Raw genomic sequence first — 21,636 nt, 5'->3', positions numbered from 1 at the left:
CACAGAGTCGCCTATAATATCTAAATTCTTTATCGTTAAATCTTTTGAAAAATTTTTAAATTCTTTTATTATGACACCTTGAAGAACTGCAAAACTTGAAATAAGTAGAAATAAAATACTAAAAACAACCTTTTTGCCAATGCTTAGACTCTTCATATAGGCTTGCCTCACTTTTGTTTTGTCGCAAAATTGTAACGAAAAAAGCTTAAATGTTTAATATTTGTTAATCATAAAAGATAAAATAGTGTAAAATTTTCACATTAGTAATTAAAAATTTACGAAACTATTATAAAATAACGCCATTATTCAACAAACAAACAAAGGTCTTTTATGGATATGTTTAAGAAGTTCTTTTTTAGTATGGAGTCTGCTGTAATTTTATTTTTGATATTTGCAGTAGGTAGTGCGGCGGCTACGATTATTGAGAGATTTTATTCTACTCAAATGGCTTGGTATGTCGTTTATGGGGCTGGTTGGTTTGCCTGTGTTCAGCTTTTGCTTGGTTTAAACCTTGCATACAATATCTTTGCGTATAAGCTAATAAATTTAAAAAAGCTTCCTTCGCTGGTTTTTCACGCAAGTTTTTTACTTATATTAATCGGTGCTGGAGTTACGAGATATTTTGGCTTTGAGGGCAATATGCATATTAGAGAAAATACCGAAACAAACGTTGTAAGCACGAGAGATTCGTATGTGAAATTCTCTACAAAATTAGACGCAAAAGAGTATAGTGCCCTTGTGCCAAAAAATTTAGGCGACGGAGATTTTAGTCTAAATTTAGATATGCCAGACGGCAAGGCAAATTTGAAATTTAAAAGATATGTGCCAAATGCTGGATATAGGTTTGTAGATGATAAGGACGGCGTAGCTGTTGTCGAGATGGTTTTATCAAAAGGTAGCGAAAAGCAAGAGACAAATTTGCTTGATGGCGAGGAGATGATAGTTGATGGGATTACATTTACGCTAAATTCTCAGATAAAAGACCAGTCAAAATATGTAGCTTTTTCATCAAAGGACGGCAAAGTAAGCTTTAAATCAAATGTCGATATAAGCGTATTTGACGGCGAAAAGATAAAAGCTGGAAGCGTTGAAGATATAAGTAATAGCAAAAAACTCTACACGATAGACGGGATAAATTTTTCTATGAGCTTTGTTTCTGCTAATGCTTCAAGAAAGTTAGTTAGCACGCAAAATAGCGAATTTAACGCCATAGTAGCTGATGTAAATTATAAAAATCAAAGCAAAGAGGTTGTTATGTTTTATAACCTTATTGAGCCAAGTCGTGCTTTAGTGGGCGATAATATGTTCTTTGCTTCTTGGGGAGCACAAGAGGTAAAACTGCCATTTAGTCTGTATCTTAAGGATTTTGAACTAAAGAGATATCCTGGCTCAAATTCTCCTATGGGATATGCTAGTGACGTGGTTGTTAAGGACTCAAAGGCTGATGTTGAGCCTTTTGATTATAGAATTTATATGAATAACGTTCTAGATTATGACGGATATAGATTTTTTCAAAGCTCATACGATCAAGATGAGCAGGGCACGATACTTTCGGTAAATAAAGACCCAGGTAAAATCCCAACATACATAGGCTATTTTTTAATGGGACTTGGCTTTTTGCTAAATGTTATTAATCCACACTCTCGCTTTAGAAAACTAGCAAGACTTATAAATGAGAGCAGTAGTAAAAAAATAGCCGTACTTTTTGCGGTTTTATTATTTGCACTTACGCCAAAAGAGACTTTTGCGTATGATTTTTCTCCGCATATTGACGTTTCGCACGCACAAAAGCTATCTAAAATTTTAGTTCAAAGCCAAGATGGACGTATAAAGCCATTTGATACTATCAGTAAAGATGTTTTAAATAAAATTTATAGAAAAGATAGTATCGGGACACTAAACTCAAATCAAGCCGTTTTATCTATAATGCTAGATCCTGGATATTGGCGTGCAGAGCCTATTATAGCACTTGGAAGCAGTCCTGAGCTAAAGGGCGAGATAGGCGTGGGTGCTGATAAAAAATATGCGAGTTTTAACGACTTTTTTATCAAAAACCAAAAAGATAACGCCTATAAACTTACTAGGTTTGCCGATATTGCAAACAGAAAACACCCTGGCTCAAGAAATACATTTGATAAAGACGTTATCAAGGTTGATGAGCGGGTAAATGTGTTTTATATAACATTTATAGGTGAAATTTTTAAGGTTTTTCCAAAACAAGATGACCCTTCAAACACTTGGTACTCGCCTTACTCAGCGATGATGTATTTTCCGCCTGAAGAGTCAGACGCAGTAGCTAATATGATGAAAAACTACTTTAGCATACTTGATGAGGCTATATCTCTTGGCCAAAAGAGTGATAAAAATGCTGATGACTACGCTCAAAAGTGGAAAAAGGCGGACGAGGCACTTGATGTGATAATAGACTATCAAAAGAAATTTGGCGGACAGATAATGCCAAAGGACTCTCGTATAGATATGGAAATTTTATTTAATAAGGCGAAAATTTTTGATAGATTAACACCTATTTATCTGCTGGCTGGACTAGTGCTATTAGTATTTGTTTTTGTTAAAATGCTATCTGTAAAAACAAACATATCTAAAATTTTTAATGTTATATATTTTATAAATATTTTGGCATTTTTGGCACATACGGCTGGGCTTGGGCTTCGTTGGTATATCTCGGAACACGCGCCTTGGAGTAACGCCTATGAGTCGATGATATACATCGCTTGGGCCCTTAGTTTATCGGGTATTATTTTTTCAAGGCAAAGCCCTATTGCTATGGCACTTACATCTATTCTTGCTGGTGTTACGCTGTTTGTTGCACATCTTAGCTGGATGGATCCGCAGATTACTACGCTTGTGCCGGTACTTCAGAGCTATTGGCTTACGATTCATGTTTCTGTTATCACGGCTAGTTATGGATTTTTGGGGCTTTGTGCCTTACTTGGCTTTTTTGTTTTGGTGCTTATTATCATACAAAATCCAAAAAAACCAAATTCTGAAATTTCACGCAACATCACAGAAGCTACTCGCATAAATGAGATGGCGATGATTTTGGGTCTTAGTTTGCTAACGCTTGGAAATTTCCTTGGCGGAGTATGGGCAAATGAGAGCTGGGGTCGCTACTGGGGTTGGGATAGCAAAGAAACTTGGGCTTTAATCTCTATCCTTGTTTATGCCGCTGTTCTACACTTAAGATTTATACCAAAACTAAATAACCAATATGCGTTTGCGGTATCATCTATGTTTGCGTATTGGGCGATTATTATGACCTATTTTGGCGTGAATTTTTACTTAGCAGGTATGCACTCTTATGCTTCAGGCGATCCGATACCAGTTCCAAATTTTGTGTATGTAATGGTTGCGGTTATGATAGCAATATCTGTTTTTGCATATTTTAAACGTAAAATTTGCACAAAACTTTAATATGAGAATATTTTTTGTAGTTTTACTACTGCTTGTGTTTTTATCTCTTCTAGTTGCTCTTGTGTTTTTGGTAAAAAAGTTACTAAAACACAGGAGTGACACTATTAATATTGAAAATTTTAGCACACAAACCAAAACCCAAATAGAGCAAAAAAGCTTTAGTATAAACGACTTGTTACTAATAGCAAGTAAACCTGAAACGACCACAAATGAACTTTTTGACGCTTCAAGATATTTTGTGCAAAATTTAATAATACCACCAAAGGACTCTAGCGATTTAAGTGAAGAGGCAAAAAAATATCTTAGTTTTATACTTTTAGTATCTAGTCACAAAAATACAAATGCCAAGCTAATATCATTTTTAAGCACGGAAGCAAAAAAGAAAAACCCAGCCTATACTGTTGAAATAGAAACTTATGAAAATCAAGGCATTGAGAGTAGAAAAGTTAGGAAAAAATGAAATATTTTTTAATTGTTTAAAGTTTTAAATGATATAATTAAGGCAAATTGATAATGAGGAGGGAATATGAAAATATCTACAAAAGTCTTGGTGATGATAATGACAGCGCTCATATCACTACTTGTTGTGTTGGTATTTTTAGCAAATCGCACTATAAAAGAGACGATAGGCGATGCAAAGGATAGCATCATTAACACAGCTTATGCTGAGAAAAAAATTACTCTAAGCGAAGAGCTTGACATAATTACTGATTTTATCGATCAGATAAGAAATGAGTATAAAGAGGCAAACGAAGAGGCTGGCGTTCTTACCGAAGACGTGCTAAAATTTTTGCTTGGGGTTAGGTTTGGTGAAAATGATTCAAACTACGTATTTATCCTAGATGAGCAAGGAAATGTAGTTCAAGATCCAGGTCGTCCAAATTGGAAGGGTACAAATATATTAAATGCAACGGATGAAAATGGAGATAAGTATATACAAAAGCTTATAAATTCAAGTGAGAAAGAGGAATATGTTTCATATATTACTAAAATAAATGGTGTTTCTAGTAAAAGATTTGCCAACTCTCATAAGATTAAGATTGAGGATAAAAATTATATTTTAGTTATAGCGGCTTCCACTGATGATGCATATAAAAGAGCCGAAGAAACAGCAACGGCTATGAGTGATGAGGCTAATGCATCTATTAGAAATTTCATAATCACAGCCGTGGTTATAATGGCACTAGCTATCGCGTTATCTGTTGTATATACTCAAATTTCAATTAGCAAGCCACTAAATGAGCTTATAAAACGTGCTAGAAATCTCTCAAGCGGAGATGGGGACTTGACACGCAAATTAGAAGTTAACGGCAAAGATGAAACGGCTTTAGCAAGTGCTGCTATAAATGATTTTATAGAAAAAGTACGCATATTAATAAGCGACGCAAAACACCTATCAAGCGAAAACTCATCTATTGCAAATGAGCTTAGCTCGACATCGCTTCAAACTGGTAAACGCGTTGAGGACTCTACAAATATCGTATCAAATACAAATCAAAAATGTTCACAAATTCAGTCAGATATGAGATCTTCAATAGACGCTGCTAAACTTGGCAAAGAGGATTTACAAAAGGCAACTGGATATATAAAACAGGCAAATGACGCTATCGCTAGTTTGGCTGCTGAAATTTCTCAAACAGCACAAACAGAGCACGAGATGGCAAACAAAATTGATCAGCTAAATAAAGACGCTGAGCAGGTAAAATCTGTCCTTGTTGTGATAAATGATATAGCAGATCAGACAAATTTACTTGCACTGAACGCTGCTATTGAGGCGGCACGTGCAGGTGAACACGGACGCGGTTTTGCCGTTGTTGCTGATGAGGTTCGCCAACTGGCTGAACGCACTCAAAGCAGCCTAACAGAGATAAATGCAACTATAAATGTCATAGTTCAGGCAATAACAGAGTCAAGCACTCAGATGAATTTAAACTCAAAACAAATTCAAGAGCTAACAAACGTGGCTGCTGAAGTTGAAAATACCATAAAAATAATGAGCGCGTCTATAAATGACGCTATTAAACTATCTGATAAAACGGTTGAGGACTACATACAAACCGGCTCTAGTATTGAGCAGATCGTGGACGGCATGAATGGTATCAACTCTATATCAACTGAAAATGCAAGAAGTGTTGAAGAGATAGCAAGTGCGGCTGAGCACCTAAATAAAATGACAGACGCCTTAAATGCTAAACTTGGCGAGTTTAGGACTTGATAAAAAGGTAAAAAATGGCTCAAAAGCTAGTTTTAATAGGTGCATCAACTGGTGGACCTGGGCACATAAAGAAAATTTTAAAAGATGTCAGCCTAAACGGAGCGAGTGTTATTATAGCTCAGCATATGAATAAGATGTTTATACCATCTTTTGCTACTCAAGTTAGCAAGGAGTGTGGTATAGAGGTTGAAATTTTAAGCGATAGGGCCATATTAAAAGATAAGGTTTACGTTTGTGATCAAAATTTTAAAATAAATGAAACAATGCCATTTGGCGTAAAGCCAGAGACAAAGATTGTCACGACTTTTACTCCAAATGTGGATATGCTGTTTCACTCTGGTGTTAGTATTTGTAAAAGTGCCGATGTTATGGCTATTTTAATGACTGGTATTGGGGATGATGGAGCGGCTGGGCTTGCTGCGCTTTATAAGGCTGGAGCAAAGTGTATAGCCGAGAGCGAAGAGAGTGCTATTGTGTATGGTATGCCAAAGAGGGCTAAGGAGATAAACCCGAACGTGAAAGTTTTAAATGTTATGGGTATAAGGAAGGAACTGCAGGAGTTTTTAAATGCTATTTAATAGAGCGACGGATACAAAGGAATTGCCAAAAGATGATATTCCTGCACCGAGCGATATGGATGGATTTGATGAATTTATGAAAGCTATACGCTCTTTGTGCGGTGTTGATTTAGGACCAAAAAGAGATATTACGCTGCAAAGAGTGAGTGCTTTTGCTAAAAATAAAAAGATAGCCACGTTTAGAGAAGTTACGGCTATGATTAGATCAAATTTCATTTTAAGACAGGATATTTTAAATTTAATCACAGTTAATGAAACATATTTTTATAGAGAGTTGCCTCAGCTAAAAGATGTGGCGTTTTACGCAAAAGATTTAGGTAGTGCTAGGATACTTTGTGCTCCTTGTTCAAGCGGAGATGAGGTTTATTCTATAGCGATGTTGGCACACGAGATAGGTATGCCACCAGGCTCGTTAAGTATAGTTGGCATAGACATAAACTCAGAAGCTATATCTCAATGCTTAAGTGGTAATTATAATGCAAGGAGTTTGCATAGGTTAAATGATTATCAAAAAGAGAGATTTTTCACAAAGCAAAATGATGATAAATTCAATATAAAAAGAAACATTTTAGCAAGATGTGAATTTAAGATAATGAACGTTTTTGATGACGCTCTTTTTGGTTTGGGGAAATTTGACATAGTTTTATCAAGAAATATGATGATATATTTTGATGATGAGTTTAGACTAAAATGCGTAGAAAGACTACATAAAGTGCTTGGTGCTTATGGTAGGCTATACACTGGTCACGCTGACCTTGTTCCGTATACTCCGCTTTACGAGAAGCGGTTTAGTAACGGTACTACATATTACGAAAAAGTTTAAAATTTAAGCAGATAGGGTGCTTTTGCACCCCATTTTAATACAATCCATATTTGCCGTCAGTGCGTTTGTATATCACACGCATTCTGGCATCTATGTCGTTAAATACGTAAAATTGAAGTTCGCTATTTTTTAGATGCTCAAGTGCCTCTTCTATCTCAAGCGGTTTATATAATTCAAGCTCCATAGGAACTATCTCGTCTACGCCCTCTACTTTTTCTTCGCCTATTTTTAAGCGATACTCTTTATCATCAGCTTTGCCCTTAACTGTGGTTGCTTTGTCGTGTTCTCGTCTTAAAACTTTAGAAGCCCTCTCAACGGCTAGGTCGATTGCTGCGTATAGGTCTTTATCTTTTTGGCGTATGACGATAGTGTCTTTGTGTGCTAAATTTAGAGCAAATTCTGCATTAAAGCCCTTTTTGCCCTGTTTTTCATCTGCTGAGACAACACATCTGCCTGAGATAATGTCTAGGTTATACTTTCCAAGTGCGTCAAACGCGTTTTCTATATAGCCTTTAATAGGCTCAGTGAGTTCAAATTGTTTTCCTGTGATGCTTATGTTCATTGCATCCTCCTTTACTTGAAAGTTAAGACTATTATAACACATAAATATAAATTAATAATAAAATCTAAAGTTTTTGTAAAGTTCGTCTATGAAATGTGATTGGATGCTTTTGCATTTCGTCACTTAGTTGCATGTCGTCTTTTATCTTAGCTTTGTCTTTATCTTTTGCGTAAGATACCCATACGTCTATTATGACGTTTCCTGGTTTGATGTTTTTTACATTTTGCGACTTAGAGCTACTTATACAACTGCCTATATCGCCTATGTGTTTTATCTTTATTTTTATCTCAAAAAGCTTATCACTGGCGTCTGGTGGAGTGAAAGAGCCGTCTAAATTTTCAAGGCAGCCGTCCTTTATGAAGTCGTGCTTTAAAATTCTAAGCATTGCATACTCTGTCGCCCCTCTTGCTAAAAGCTCTGCTTGTTCGCTAAGGTATGTATCGCTAGTTTGGGTTAGGTTGCTAGATGATACCGAGAGACTAAAAGCTATAAATAGACTAATGAGTATAATAAAAATGATAGCCCACATCATACCAAATGCACGTCTCATCAGTATACCGCCTTTAGTTTACAAACTATAGAATTTGAGTCGTTTTTTAGGCATAGCCTTAGGTATATGATATCTGATTCTTGTTTGAAGTTAAACGCTGTGACATTTTTTGCTAGGATTGATGACTTTGCGTCTTTATCGTATCTCTCATTTAGCCAAGGTCTGTAATTATAATAAATTACAAGGTTAAATTCGCCATTATCGTTTTTAACAAGAGTTATGGCGTGGGCGGTGTATGCTAGTTGGTAGTGTTCTGAAATTTGCTTTTGTATGTAGTCTTTTATCTGAAATTTCTCGTTGTCTGCTATTTTTGCCCTTGCTATTGTTTCGTTTGGACTGTGTTTTGCAAAATTCTCATCGTACCCAAATGCCTTTTGTGTATCGTAAGGCACCTGTTTAAAAATGAGTGCTAACTCGTAGTTGTCATTGTTAAAATTTTCTAAATCATCTGTGATTGCCTCTTCTAGGGTTAGGCTTACTTCTTGATCGTCATATTCTTTATATTTTTTAGGCTCTGTAAGGCTGCTATCTGGCGTTATAATGATGCCTGAGTCACTTGCGTCTAAATCAACGACTCCGCTATAAAAATCATCATTAAAAAGGTCTGGCTCGTAGCTTATAAATTCTAATACATTATATCTTTCATCTTGGTTATCATTAAGCTTTTTAAAGTCATTGGTATTAGCAACTCTAGCGATGACGCTTGGTTTTACGCGGTAGCTTAGTAGTTTTGCTATTTGATTTACGCTAGTTTGTGTTTGGCTTTGTAGTTGCGATAAATTTTGACTTTGCGAGTAGCTTTGGTATATGTTAAGTAGCAAACTCGTCCCCATTGTTGCTACGATACCAAGGATTACTATAACGGCTATAAGCTCTATGAGTGTAAATGCTCGTTTCATCTCATCTCTTTTATGTCAAGTCCGCTAACTTCGCCGATATTTGAAACGCTTGTAAAAAGCCTTATCTCTTGGTTTAAATTCTCATCACTGCTTGAAGCAACCACTATGGTAATTAGCTTTGTGTCAAAAATATCTGTGTTGTCGTTTTGAAATTTAAATGGATTTTTCTCCTCTTTTACGCTAAGCGTATAGCTTGAGTTTGTTATAAATCTATTCTCAAGCTGATCATCTATGGCAACATCAAACGTCTTACCGTCAAGGCTTTCTATGCTTTGCTGGTCGCTGTTGCAGGTATTGCTAAGTCCGCTTATTTGTTTAAAATATCTGTGGTTGCTTCTGTTTAGATTATTTTTTGTGTAAAAATTCTCACTCGTATCCTTTATAAACATTGGCAACATAAGCTCTGGATATTGGTTTATATACATACAAGTGTATGGTAGCTCTATGACCTGCTCAAGTTTTGTTTTGGCGATTAGGATCTTTTCTTGAGAGATTGATTTTGCGTTCATAACTGAGCTTGTTTTTATGGCAAATGGTACAGCAACACTAACTAATGCCACGATAACTATGCTAAAAATAACTTCAAGCAAAGAAAAGGCATCGCGTTGCATATCTACCACTCTATACGTTTACTCTTGTGACTTTTATCTGTTTGATCTTGTTTGAAAATTTTAGCTTCTACGCTCTCTTTTTCTCCACTTGCTTTATGTGCTTCTCCGCTCCAAATTTTGTTCTTTATGTTTCTTAAAAATGTTATTGGTGCGTTGTTATACGTTGCGTCTTTGTTGCTATTATATATTAGCCAAGGAGAGTCTTTTAAGATAAGTTTTATATTATCATCTAGCTTTTGTTTTGCCTTGTCACTATTTAGTATGGTAAGCTCTCTGGTGCCGTTTTTTATCTCTGATTTGTAGCTAATTTGCGTCGTTGTAAAAAATGGATCGGTGTCGCTAACTACTCCAAAATTTTTTTGATTGTGCTTTTTGTTGACATACCAGTGATTTAGCCCTGGCATCTCTTCGCCTTTTATGTCTAAATTTCCAAGATCGCACTCTTTGTCGCAGTAAAATCCATAATACTCAGTCGCTTTAATTTGGCTATTAAAGCCACCTTTGTAGTGTGGCAGATAGGCTCTGCCATAGAGCATTGCAATGCTGTTGTTTGGTCTTCCAAAGTTATTTTTAGCCTCGATTTGCGTCTGATCTAGCAAAATTTCATCTGCTAAAAAATCCCTGCTAAAGATAAAAAATGGATTTATATACTGGCTTACATCTTTTTCGAAGTTAAAACCTATCTGCATAGTTTGGCTATTTTGCAGGTCATCTTTTGAAATTTTATACTTTGCTCTGTTTTTTTCTTGCTCTACAAATTTAGTATCGGTGCTGTCAAAAACGATATTTTCAGCCTTTTTGTATTTTAAGCTAAGATCTTTATACTCCTTAAAATCGCTATCATTTGCGTTTTGTTTGGCGTTTGTATTGTAAGAAACGCCAAAATTTAACTCCTTTTTATAACAGGCATTTTTGAAATTTTGTATATTTTCATCTTTTGCGTTTTTGAAATTTAGCTCAAGTCCTAAGAGTCCTAGCATTTTTTGGTTTGGTTTTGTGTTGTTTATGTAGGAAAATTGCTCGCCATTTGCGCCACTTAGCTTGTAATCAACGCTCACATAAGCTGGTAAAAACTCGATATTTTTTGGCTCTAACTCATCGATGACACAGCCTACTAAGCCGGACTTTAAAAAAGTAGCAGCTTCTTCATCGATGTTTGAATACTCTTGAGTTCTAGAGAGTAAAAACTCATCTCCCTCTCCAAGGCACTCGTAGCCATAGTTTTGAATACTATCTAAAATTTCTTGTCGCTGATCTGATGTGTATGATTTAAAGCCTGAAATTTTCTCATAATCTACTAGTGTAAAGCTCTTATCGGCAACGCTTACATTAAACTCCAAAGCGTCTTTGAAATTTATGATAATATCACCTGTTTTACCGTTTTTAAATGAGAGAATTTTATTTTGACTTAGTGGTATGTCGTATGCCACGCAGTCGTGATTTTTGCTTATGTTTGGTATTAGTAAATTTGTTTGTGTAGTTTTGCCGTTTTTTATGTATGAGCTATCTTGTATGTCGTAGCTGTAGCTTTCATCTATCTTTTTATTTGATATGGCAGATATGTTTATTGTGTAGTCTTTGGCAGATTTAAGCGGACTTTTTACGCTCGTATCTTTAAAATTTAGCTGGAAATTTTGAGGTCTTATAGCAAATGTATCTGATATTGCCTCGTATTCTCCATTTGGATTTAGTACTGCAAAATACGCGAGTTTCGCACTGCTCATCATCGAGGCTGGAACGATGAAACTTAGCATACTGCCACTAAAATTTGTATTGCTATTTGCGACTAAATTGTAAGAGGGCTTTGAGTCTTGGTGGGTAACTAGATAGATGTCCTTACTTACAGAGTTTGCTGGTATGATTTGGTTATCTAACTTTTGGGCAAACATTAGGTAAAATTCCGCGCTCTTGCCAGATATTTTTGTCCTAATGGGGCTATTATACGCCCAGTCAAAGCTGTGCTGTTTTTTTACATTTGCCAGTTGGACAAAGTCAGACTCCACCACTCTAGGCTTTATCTCGCTTGTTGCCACAGCGTTTTGCGATAAATTTTCAAACGGGATAACCTTGTACTCGGCTATCTCTTGTGGAGTATCGCTAGAGTTATCAACGTAGCCATCCGTTTGAGCGGGATCTCCGTTATAAAGCCATTTTAAAGATAGCTTTGAGCCATTTTTAAAGCCCGTAAAATGTATCGTAAATTTGTAATATCCAGGCTCTTTAATGTTGGCATTTACCACGTAAAATGACGATAAATTTTTAAAATCAGAATCTGTTGCTAGCTCAGTTGGTATAGCCTTGTTCATCGATGCAAGTGGCGCAATATGCTCTATTGGTAATATATGTATAGTTGGCAAATCGATTGTAGTAAATGCATTTTTATACTCTAAAGCAAAGCTATAAAACCCGCTTTTTTGTATGCGAATATATCCCTTATATATCACCGAATACGAATCTTGCTCCTTGCTAGTTAGCTCCTCTTGTGCTAGTATAGGAAGTGGAGCCGTAAGAGACTTGGAATTTGTATTGCGGCTACCTAAAAAGTTAAAATTTATATATTTTGCACCAAGGTAATAGCATCCGTCGGCGGAATTTGTGGGTATTGGTGGAGAAATTTTATGCGGATCTTCTAGCTGTTTATTGTAAGTAGTGTAAACTTGGGAATTTGATAGATCGATGCAAACATTGCTCTCTTTTTTAAAATTCTTACTAGTGTAGTAGTATGACTTTACGTCGGCGTTAGAATTTGTGCCAAACAATAGGCATAATAAAAACACAAAAGCAAGACGCATTAGGATCTAAAACCCCAAAATTATCTATTTTTGTATGAAATCTTCTATCTTTTGGGCTGGCCCGTATTGTGGATACGCACCAACATCAAGCACAACTTGAGCCAGTGTCATATTATCCATATTACACACGATAGGTGCGATAAAATTAACGGTTGATTTTTCTAGTGGTAAAGCGACTACTACGATGTTATATACCCTCAACTCGCTAGAATTTTTAAGCCCCAAAAGCTCCTCGTAGTATGTCGGTACTTCAAATTCATAATCCCTAAGTGCGTATGGATTTATCATCGTAAAAGATGTGCTATCATCTTTGCTTTGTAGCTTTACAAAAAATTTATCAAGCTCTATAAGCTCCATTGTTTTTATATGTTCAAAGCCTAATATTGGACTTTTTACGTTAAATATCATTTCCTAACTCCTTTAATAAGTTCGCTTTATTGTATCATTTTTATGGTTAAAAAACAAAAAAATTAAAATTTTATGCCAAAATATGCCAAAATAATGTAAAATAACGGCATTAATAAAATATATCAAAGGATTTTTATGTCAAAAATTTTGAAATTTACGGCTATCTTTTTTGCCTTTTTTGTTATGTCAGGTTGTGCCGAAAAGTATACTGAACTTTACAATTTAAGTCCAGATGAGTGGTATGAACAGATCGTTTCAGATATAAAAGCAAACGACCTTGAGAGTGCTGATAAACACTACATCTCAATGGCGAGTGAGCATGTAGCAAGTCCGCTTTTAGAGCAAATTTTGCTGATTTTAGCACAGGCTCACGCAAATGACGAGGAGTATATTTTAGCAAACCACTATCTTGATGAATATATAAAAAAGTATGGTGACAATGGCGAAAAGACAGAATTTGCACAATATTTAAAGATTAAGGCAAATTTTGACTCATTTTCTAGACCAAATCGCAACCAAAAACTTATGCAAGATAGCGTAAGCGAGATAGAAAAATTTCTATACAGCTATCCTTATACGAAATTTAGACCGCTAATAGAAACTATGCTTGTTAAATTTAAACTAGCTATTTACTACTTAGATATGCAAATTTACGATCTTTACGTTCGCACGGGCAGAGAAATTTCTGCTGACGTTTACAAGCAGAAACTGGAGTCGTCATCATTAAAAGATGCAAATTTGCTAGAGCCAAATTTACCTTGGTATAGAAAGATGTTTGAATAGGAGTTATTTTGCAGATACACGATAGTAAAATTTTACCAGCAGAACTTCCGATAATAGTTGAAGATGAGCTGTTTTTATATCCATTTATGATTACACCGCTTTTTTTAAGCGATGATGAAAATTTAAGTGCTTTAGACCTAGCATTACAGAATGAAACTCCGGTTTTAATAGTCCCAACAAAGCCTCAAAATGACGGCGGACGGGACTTTGAAAGCATTTATGACGCAGGTGTTATAGGCACGATAATGCGCCGTGTTCCTTTGCCTGATGGACGAGTTAAAATTTTATTTCAAGGTGCAGATAAGGCTAGAATTTTAGAACAATCAGGACAAAGACCGCTAAGAGCACTCGTAGATACACTTCATATCAAGCGTCCAAGCCCAGTTAAAACTGACGCTTTACTTGTTGTTTTGCGTGAAAAAATACGTGAGCTAAGTGCCTTAAGTCATTTTTTTCCTCCTGATTTGCTTAAGACGATAGAGGAGAGTGTCGAGCCTGTTAGGGTTTGCGACCTTGTTTTATCGGCATTAAGGCTTAAAAAGCAGACTGCGTATGAATTTTTTATTGAAGAAAATTTAGAACAAAAAATGCTAAAACTCATTGATTACGTCATTGAGGAGATTGAGGCAAATAAGCTTCAAAAAGAGATAAAAAATAAGGTCCATTCAAAGATAGATAAGACAAATAAAGAGTATTTTTTAAAAGAGCAGTTAAAGCAAATTCAAGCCGAACTTGGCACGGACACAAGCCGTGAAGAGGAGCTTGAAGAGTATCGTAAAAAGCTTGAAAATAAAAAGAAATTTATGAGCGATGACGCCTATAAAGAGATAAAAAAGCAAATAGACAAGCTTAGCCGTATGCACCCAGATTCGGCTGATGCAAATACAATTCAAAGCTATCTTGACTGGACGCTTGAAGTGCCGTTTGAAAATTTAGCCAAAAAACGCTCATCAATCGCAGAAGTTAGCAAACATCTAAACGCTGATCATTATAGCTTAGAGCGCCCAAAAGAACGCATTGAGGAGTATTTTGCTTTGCGTGAGCTTTTAGAGCTTAGGGGCATTAGCGAGAAGGTAAATAATGGTGCGATTTTATGCTTTGCTGGACCTCCGGGGGTTGGTAAAACTAGCCTTGCAAACTCAATCGCAAAAGCCCTAAAACGCGAGCTTGTGCGTATCGCTCTTGGCGGACTTGAAGATGTAAATGAGCTTAGAGGACACAGAAGAACTTATATCGGAGCAATGCCGGGGCGCATTGTGCAGGGGCTTATTGAAGCAAAACAGATGAATCCAGTCGTCGTGCTTGATGAGATAGATAAAGTCGGCAGAAGCTATCGTGGCGATCCGACTGCGGTTTTACTTGAAATTTTAGACCCTGAGCAAAATAACAAATTTAGGGATTACTATCTAAATTTTAACATTGATTTAAGCAAAGTGATTTTTATCGCCACAGCAAATGATGTAAGTGCGATACCAGCACCACTTCGTGATAGAATGGAATTTATAAACCTTAGCTCATATACGCCTCAGGAGAAATTTGAGATAGTCAAAAAATATCTAATCCCGCAAGAGCTTAAAAAACACGGCTTAAAACCAAGTGATGTAAATATCAGCAAGGATGCCATAACCTTGATGATAGCTGAATACACACGCGAGAGTGGTGTGCGAAATTTACGCCGTAGGATAGCTGACATTTTAAGAAAGGTCGCAAAAAATATCCTAACTAAAAACGAAACAAAAGTGAGCGTGAGCGCTAAAAATTTAAAAGATTTTCTTGAAAAAAAGGTCTTTGAAATAGAAGCGGCTGATAAAAAAGATAGAGTAGGGCAGGTTAATGGACTTGCTTGGACTAGCGTTGGTGGCGATGTTTTAAGGATAGAGGCGGTTAGGATTGAGGGCAAGGGCAGTATGCAAATAACCGGTCAGCTAGGCGACGTGATGAAAGAGTCGGCGCAAATCGCATTTAGCGTAGTTAAGGTGCTAATTGATAATAAAAAAATCAAAATTCCACTATCAATAATCCCAAAAAATAGCGATGATAAAAGGGAGCTAACGCCAAGTGATGTCTATTGTAGGTATGATTTGCACCTGCACGTGCCAGAGGGTGCCACGCCAAAGGACGGACCAAGTGCTGGTATCACGATGGTTACGGCGATTGCGTCAATTTTAAGTGACATTAAGGTAAGACACGATGTGGCAATGACTGGCGAGATAACGCTAAGTGGCAGAGTTTTAGCTATTGGCGGACTTAAAGAGAAGCTAATTGCCGCTCACAAGGCACAGATAAAAACGGCTTTAATACCTCGTAAAAACTATGAGCGAGATTTAGATGAAATTCCAGATGAGGTTAAGCAAAATATGCAAATAATTGCCGTTGATACGATTGAGGACGTGCTAAAAAATGCACTGGTTAAAAAATAGAAGTTGGTGGATTTGACCACCAACTAGACGTTAAACCTAAAGTGCATTACATCGCCGTCTTGCACGACATACTCTTTACCTTCAAGCCTCATCTTGCCAGTCTCTTTTGCGGCATTTTCACCACCACAGCTGATGTAATCATTATAGCTTATTACTTCGGCACGGATAAAGCCACGCTCAAAGTCGTTGTGTATCACACTAGCCGCCTTTGGGGCCTTCCAGCCACTTGTGATAGTCCAAGCGCGAACTTCAACGACACCAGCAGTAAAGTAACTAATTAAATTTAGCTTTGCAAAGCTTGTGCGGATTATCTTTTCAAGTCCGCTCTCATCAGCTCCAAGTGAGCTTAAAAGCTCGTGTGCCTCCTCATCGCTAAGCCCTACAAGCTCCTCTTCAATCTTAGCACAAAGCTTGATAACCTCGTGATTTGACGCCGCCGCATACTCACGCACAGCTTTTACGTAGGCATTATCTTCTGCAATGCCGTCCTCATCAACATTTACGCCATAAATCACATCTTTTGCTGAAAGCAATCTTAGCTCTTTATTAAGTGCTTTGAAAATTTCGCTATCTTTACCATCAAAACTACTTGCCGATTTGCTCTCATTTAGGTGTGAAAGTAGTGCATTTGCAAGTTCTAAGCTCTCTTTTGCACCCTTTGCGTTGGCTTTTGCCTCACGTCCTAGACGCTCAATCTTTTTATTTAACTGCTCAATGTCGGCTAAAATTAGCTCAGTGTTAATAATCTCAATATCACGCACAGGATCAACTCCGCCCTCAACGTGAGTGATGTTCTCATCGTCAAAGCAACGCACAATATGAAGTATCATTTCAGCTTCTCTGATGTTTGAAAGAAACTTATTACCAAGCCCTTCGCCCTTGCTTGCACCTTTTACAAGACCTGCAATATCTACAAATTCTATGGTTGAGTATTGAATTTTATTTGGTGCAACAATTTTTGCTAGCTCATTTAAACGCTTATCTGGTACTGGCACGATGGCTTTATTTGGCTCAATCGTGCAAAATGGGTAGTTTGCACTCTCGGCGTTTTGTGCCTTTGTTAGGGCGTTAAAAGTTGTTGATTTGCCGACGTTGGGTAGGCCGACGATACCTACTGAAAGTCCCATAATTATCCTTTATTATTTTTATGTGCTTGTATCGCTTCGCCTAGCTTTGTTGAATTTAAAATTTCAATGCTCACATACTACGTGTATGCTCCGCTTGAAATTTTAAATTCGCCTCGCTATGCTATACGATGCTTCGCATTTTATACTTTATTTTTAACCGCTTGTGCTAAGTGTTTATGCTTTGTTGTAACTAAAAAACCAATACTCACGACCGACAAGGTCGCTCCGTTTGCTTTTTTATTTACGCCTCGCCTAAACCTCACATCACTTTGCGTTTTAAAATTTTCATATTTTTTGCTAAAAATAGCATTTTATGCAAACCGCTTATAAATTTTTGCGATTTACATTATATTTTTACTAAAATTTGCACTCTTTAAAGAACGTAAATTCGTACAGTATCGCACAGCTAGGCGAGGCGGACGAGCCTTTTAAAGCGGAGCGACCGAATGGGTCGTGAGCATTTAAAAGGTAAGTTTAACAAAGCATAGCGAAGCGATACAAACAGGCTATTTTTTCTAACTCCTTACTTAAAGCAAGACGAGCAGGTCTATTTTAAATCCCTAGCAAGTTCGTTTAAGTAGTATAAATTCATCCTAACTCCCGCCCCACTTGCGCCATATTGATTATACCCCCACGCCTTTTGCACGTAAGCAGGACCCGCGATATCTTGGTGCATCCACTTATCTTTATACTCATCTTTTATAAATTTATCAAGAAAAAGTCCAGCCGTTATCGCACCACCATAGCGTGAGCTAGATACGTTGCTAACGTCAGCTATTTGGCTTTTTATCAGTTCTTTTAAATGGTCGTTAAAATGCAAGATTGTCGTTAGTTCGCCACTTTGTGCTATTTTTTTACGAAAATCCTCTTTTAAATCCTCGTTACTACCCATTAAACCGCTCGTATATTCGCCAACGCCCACCACACAAGCACCAGTTAGGGTCGCCATATCTATTAAAATATCTGGCTTAAAATCCTGTGCATAGCTTAGGCAGTCAGCCAAGACCAAACGCCCTTCGGCGTCCGTGTTTCTAACCTCTATCGTTACACCGCTTCGTGAGATTAGCACGTCATCAGGCTTATATGCGTTACCACCTATCATATTTTCAGTAGCACCCAAAATTGCGTGAATTTCAAACGGCATTTCAAGTTCGCTAACGCCCTTTATAATGCCAAGTGCAGCAGCAGCTCCGCTTTTATCAGCTTTCATCGTTACCATATAATCAGCTGGTTTTAGGCTAAGTCCGCCACTATCGTAAGTTAGCCCCTTGCCGACAAAAATAATGCGTTTTTTGGCATTTTTTGGCTTGTAAATGAGATGAATTAATCGCGGTTTATGCACACTTGCACGATTTACCGCTAAAAATGCGTTCATATTTTCTTTTTCTAAAAATTTCTCATCATAAACCTTGCAAGTTACGTTTTTTAGGCTTTTTGCAAGCTCTGTCGCCTCATTTGCCATTTTAGCTGGAGTGTAAATTTCAGGCGTCTCATTTACGATATCTTTTGTGAAATTTGTAGCGTTTGCGATGATTTGCCCATTTTTTATGCCGATATTAGCTTTTTCTAAATCCACGCTCTGTCCATTAAATTCATCGGTTGAAAATATCACACTTTCTAGCTTTTGACTTTTCTTTTTCTCCTTGTATTTATCAAACTCATAAGAGCCTAAAATAAAGCCCTCAACAGCGGCTTGAAGGCTCATTTTAGCACACCCAGCAAAGTAAATCGCCATTTTTAAACTCTTAACTTCGTAGTTTTTAACCACTTCGTAAGCCTTGGCACAACCAACTCTTAATGCTTCAAAATCAAGTTTAGAAATTCCCACATAAAGCGTCTTACTCTCTTGAATAAAGCACGTCCCAGAACCATCAAAACCTAGAAATTTAAAGGCTTTATCGTCCTTTATAAATTTATGTTTTAGGTTTTTATTTACCACAAAAACAAGGCTAACATCAGCCTTGATTTTATCAATAGGTTTGTTTTCTATTTTAAAATTCACTTTTTTTCTCCATTACCTTTCTTGAAATTTTTAGTATCGTTTTTCTTGGCAAAAATGGCAAGATAAAATCACTTGCAAATTTTAACTCACCTTGATTAAATGCGATTAAATCGCCTTTTTGCATTGCATTATATCCGCAGAGTGCAACAGAGTATGCGTCTTTTGCAAAAGCCCACGCTTTAACTCCTTTTAAATTGCCATTTTTAACAAAACCGGTTTTAACAGCACCCGGACAAAGCACACTAACGCTTACATTTTTATCTTTTAGCTCCTCAAAAAGTGCTTGTGAAAACGAAGTCACGTAGGCTTTTGTAGCGTAATAAACGGCTAAAAAAGGACCTGGCATAAAACTTGCCATTGATGAAACGTTTAAAATTTTACCGCTACCATTTTTTATCATTTCGTTGCCAAAAATATGGCAGAACTCAGTTAGGGCGGCTCCTATGCCACCAAAAGCGCCTGTGATTAACGCTGCCTTTTTCATACTTATGATTTTTTCCTAATATCTTTTTTCTTGTTTAGGACGTTATTTTCAAAACGCTTAAACGCATATATAACACTACCAAGGAAGCATACAGCAATTGGTATGGCCACGTACCAGTGCTCTTTTGCTTTTGCTAGAAGTGTTAAGATATGTTCGCCTAAGATATAGGCTGGAATTATCGTAATCGCTGCCCATGCCCACGCTGATATTAGGTTTATAAGTGCAAATTTTTTAGCGTCGTAGCGAGTAAGTCCTATGCTAATAGGTAAAATCGTTCTAAGCCCGTAAAGATAGCGTTGGATAAAGATTATTGGAGAGCCGTATTTTTTCATTAAAAGGTGTGCTATGGCAAATTTCCGCCTTTGTGTGTGTAGCTTTTTTGTTATGTATTTTTTGTTGTAGCGACCGATATAAAAATAGACCTGATCTCCAGCAAATCCGCCAAGTCCAGCTATAAATATGGCAAGTGCTACGTTCATATGTGTTGTGTGGGCTAAAATTCCAGCCATAATAAGTGCCATTTCACCCTCAAGCATACACCAAATAAATAAAATTATATAGCCATACTCTTTTAAAAGTTCAATAAAAAATGCTTCCATTTAAACCTCTAAAACACTATATACTTTTGTTAGCTTTTCTATCTCTCTAGAGCCGTTTAGCTCAACTAAATTTATCAAAAAACAAGCTTCAACACACTCTGCTTTTGTTTGGCGTATAAGCTCTATGGAGGCTTTTGCTGTTCCGCCTGTTGCGATGAGATCGTCTATTAAAAGCACTTTTGCGTTCTTTTTATCCCTAAATGCGTCAATGTGCATTTGAACTTCATCTACGCCGTATTCTAGTGTGTATTTTTGTGAAATTGTTATATAAGGTAGCTTTTTTGGCTTTCTAATTGGCACAAAACCTATGCCAAGGCACGAGGCAAGTGCTGCACCAAAGATAAAACCACGGCTTTCTATGCCTACTATAAAATCAAGATTGTAGTCTCTATAACGCTCTGTTAAGTGTTGCATTAAAAATGAAAACGCTTTTTGGTCGTTTAGAAGTGTCGTAATGTCGCGAAACACAATGCCGGGTTTTGGGAAATCATTTATCGCACGGATAGAGTCTAGTAGGTATTTTTTATCCTGTTCGTTTAAAATTTTCATCTTTGTCCTTTTATAATAGAGCTTCGATTTTGCCTTCAAGCTCACGGATACGACCGCGAAGCTTATCGTTTTCTAATCGATATTGAGAGTTTCTAGTTCGAAGCGACGTTACGTCGTTCTTACTCTTATTTAGCTCGTCCGTTAAAATATCAATATTGCCAAGACTTCTTTGAAGCTGAATCTGGAGTTTTCTTATGACTATCTCGGTATCTTGAAGGTTGTTTTTCATAAAATCTTTTGTCGTTCTCTCTTTTTTAAGTAGAGTTTTAAAGTAAAATACCATAACGACAAGATAGATGCATATACAGACAAGGGCTGTTGTAAAAAGCCATTCCGTTATCATTTTTAGTCTCCGAAATTTATTTTTTCTACTCTGTTTTGGTGTCTGCCACCAGCAAATTGCGTATTGAAAAAAGCGTCTAGCATATCAATAATAACGCTAAGCCCAACAACTCTAGCACCAAATGCGATTACGTTTGCATTATTGTGCTCCCTTGATAGTTTTGCTGTGCTGACATCGTGACACAACGCACAACGCACGTTTTTGTGGCGGTTTGCAGCGATTGAAATTCCAATTCCAGTGCCACAGATTAAAATTCCAAAATCATCATCTTTTTGCAAATTTTGAGCCATTTTGTGTGAAAAATCAGGATAATCAACGCTAATATCTTTACTATCGCAACCCAAATCAACTACCTGAAATTTGCCCATTAAAAGCTCTTTTATCTGCTCTTTTACCTCAAAACCTGCGTGATCTGAAGCTATAAAAATTTTATCTACTTTCATAAAAATCCTTAAAAGC

General features: G+C 36.8%; 20 protein-coding genes and 1 pseudogene. 8 read left to right on the top strand and 13 right to left on the bottom strand.

Annotation, left to right across the window (positions count from 1 at the left end; all coding sequences use genetic code 11):
- Positions 1–330: 330 nt before the first annotated feature.
- The 6 genes and pseudogenes from CMCT_RS06190 to CMCT_RS06170 all read left to right on the top strand — a co-directional run bounded on the left by CMCT_RS06190 (position 331) and on the right by CMCT_RS06170 (position 7,048).
- Entirely contained in the window at positions 331–3,432 is a 3,102-nt protein-coding gene (locus CMCT_RS06190; RefSeq protein WP_169752904.1) for a cytochrome c biogenesis protein CcsA, read from the top strand.
- Position 3,433: 1 nt separating this feature from the next.
- A complete protein-coding gene (locus CMCT_RS06185; protein ID WP_034969771.1) occupies positions 3,434–3,892 on the top strand; it encodes a hypothetical protein in 459 nt (152 codons plus the stop codon).
- A 66-nt stretch (positions 3,893–3,958) separates the two neighbouring features.
- A pseudogene (locus CMCT_RS09585) lies at positions 3,959–4,738 on the top strand (cache domain-containing protein); the annotation flags it as partial.
- A 216-nt stretch (positions 4,739–4,954) separates the two neighbouring features.
- The gene (locus CMCT_RS09580) at positions 4,955–5,647 is read left to right on the top strand and encodes a methyl-accepting chemotaxis protein (protein ID WP_418656691.1); all 693 of its coding nucleotides are present in this window, start codon (positions 4,955–4,957) and stop codon (positions 5,645–5,647) included.
- A gap of 14 nt (positions 5,648–5,661) precedes the next feature.
- Positions 5,662–6,225 (top strand): CheB methylesterase domain-containing protein, encoded by a 564-nt coding sequence (locus CMCT_RS06175; protein WP_169752903.1) that lies wholly within the window; start codon positions 5,662–5,664, stop codon positions 6,223–6,225.
- On the top strand, positions 6,215–7,048 hold the full coding sequence (locus CMCT_RS06170) for a CheR family methyltransferase (RefSeq protein ID WP_034969774.1): 834 nt from the start codon (positions 6,215–6,217) through the stop codon (positions 7,046–7,048). Before CMCT_RS06175 ends, CMCT_RS06170 begins: the two co-directional genes overlap by 11 nt.
- A 34-nt stretch (positions 7,049–7,082) precedes the next feature.
- Here CMCT_RS06170 and hpf read toward each other — a convergent pair whose 3' ends face one another.
- The 6 genes from hpf to fliW all read right to left on the bottom strand — a co-directional run bounded on the left by hpf (position 7,083) and on the right by fliW (position 12,870).
- The gene (gene hpf / locus CMCT_RS06165) at positions 7,083–7,610 is read right to left on the bottom strand and encodes a ribosome hibernation-promoting factor, HPF/YfiA family (protein ID WP_034969777.1); all 528 of its coding nucleotides are present in this window, start codon (positions 7,608–7,610) and stop codon (positions 7,083–7,085) included.
- A 64-nt stretch (positions 7,611–7,674) separates the two neighbouring features.
- Positions 7,675–8,160 carry a hypothetical protein gene (locus tag CMCT_RS06160; RefSeq protein ID WP_034969780.1) on the bottom strand — a complete coding sequence of 162 codons (486 nt, stop codon included), beginning with the start codon at positions 8,158–8,160 and terminating at the stop codon, positions 7,675–7,677.
- Complete coding sequence (locus CMCT_RS06155; protein WP_034969782.1) at positions 8,160–9,059, bottom strand: type II secretion system protein; 900 nt, start codon at positions 9,057–9,059, stop codon at positions 8,160–8,162. The genes CMCT_RS06160 and CMCT_RS06155 overlap by 1 nt, the downstream gene beginning before the upstream one ends.
- On the bottom strand, positions 9,056–9,670 hold the full coding sequence (locus CMCT_RS06150) for a hypothetical protein (RefSeq protein ID WP_034969785.1): 615 nt from the start codon (positions 9,668–9,670) through the stop codon (positions 9,056–9,058). Before CMCT_RS06150 ends, CMCT_RS06155 begins: the two co-directional genes overlap by 4 nt.
- Before the next feature lie 2 nt (positions 9,671–9,672).
- Positions 9,673–12,462 (bottom strand): hypothetical protein, encoded by a 2,790-nt coding sequence (locus CMCT_RS06145; protein ID WP_217903838.1) that lies wholly within the window; start codon positions 12,460–12,462, stop codon positions 9,673–9,675.
- 24 nt (positions 12,463–12,486) lie between these two features.
- Positions 12,487–12,870 carry a flagellar assembly protein FliW gene (gene fliW / locus CMCT_RS06140; protein ID WP_034969795.1) on the bottom strand — a complete coding sequence of 128 codons (384 nt, stop codon included), beginning with the start codon at positions 12,868–12,870 and terminating at the stop codon, positions 12,487–12,489.
- A gap of 135 nt (positions 12,871–13,005) precedes the next feature.
- Here fliW and CMCT_RS06135 point away from each other — a divergent pair, with 135 nt between their 5' ends.
- Positions 13,006–13,653, top strand: coding sequence for an outer membrane protein assembly factor BamD (locus CMCT_RS06135; RefSeq protein WP_034969798.1), 648 nt, complete (start codon positions 13,006–13,008; stop codon positions 13,651–13,653).
- A gap of 8 nt (positions 13,654–13,661) precedes the next feature.
- Positions 13,662–16,073, top strand: a complete 2,412-nt coding sequence (gene lon, locus CMCT_RS06130) for an endopeptidase La (protein WP_034969800.1) — start codon at positions 13,662–13,664, stop codon at positions 16,071–16,073.
- Between the two features lie 23 nt (positions 16,074–16,096).
- Here lon and ychF read toward each other — a convergent pair whose 3' ends face one another.
- The 7 genes from ychF to rpiB all read right to left on the bottom strand — a co-directional run bounded on the left by ychF (position 16,097) and on the right by rpiB (position 21,620).
- Entirely contained in the window at positions 16,097–17,200 is a 1,104-nt protein-coding gene (gene ychF / locus CMCT_RS06125) for a redox-regulated ATPase YchF (protein ID WP_176325068.1), read from the bottom strand.
- Between the two features lie 547 nt (positions 17,201–17,747).
- Entirely contained in the window at positions 17,748–19,202 is a 1,455-nt protein-coding gene (locus CMCT_RS06115) for a leucyl aminopeptidase (protein WP_034969803.1), read from the bottom strand.
- Positions 19,192–19,686, bottom strand: coding sequence for an SDR family NAD(P)-dependent oxidoreductase (locus CMCT_RS06110; protein ID WP_051654914.1), 495 nt, complete (start codon positions 19,684–19,686; stop codon positions 19,192–19,194). Before CMCT_RS06110 ends, CMCT_RS06115 begins: the two co-directional genes overlap by 11 nt.
- A gap of 2 nt (positions 19,687–19,688) precedes the next feature.
- Complete coding sequence (locus CMCT_RS06105; RefSeq protein ID WP_034969806.1) at positions 19,689–20,285, bottom strand: DedA family protein; 597 nt, start codon at positions 20,283–20,285, stop codon at positions 19,689–19,691.
- Positions 20,286–20,834 carry an adenine phosphoribosyltransferase gene (gene apt, locus CMCT_RS06100; RefSeq protein ID WP_169752893.1) on the bottom strand — a complete coding sequence of 183 codons (549 nt, stop codon included), beginning with the start codon at positions 20,832–20,834 and terminating at the stop codon, positions 20,286–20,288.
- 10 nt (positions 20,835–20,844) lie between these two features.
- On the bottom strand, positions 20,845–21,177 hold the full coding sequence (locus tag CMCT_RS06095) for a membrane protein (protein WP_034969808.1): 333 nt from the start codon (positions 21,175–21,177) through the stop codon (positions 20,845–20,847).
- A gap of 2 nt (positions 21,178–21,179) precedes the next feature.
- Positions 21,180–21,620, bottom strand: coding sequence for a ribose 5-phosphate isomerase B (rpiB, locus tag CMCT_RS06090; protein ID WP_034969811.1), 441 nt, complete (start codon positions 21,618–21,620; stop codon positions 21,180–21,182).
- Between the last annotated feature and the right edge of the window lie 16 nt (positions 21,621–21,636).

The organism is Campylobacter mucosalis (assembly GCF_013372205.1).
GTDB lineage: Bacteria > Campylobacterota > Campylobacteria > Campylobacterales > Campylobacteraceae > Campylobacter_A > Campylobacter_A mucosalis.
Note: the sequence above shows the minus strand (reverse complement) of the source record. Positions and strands in the feature narration are given on the sequence as shown.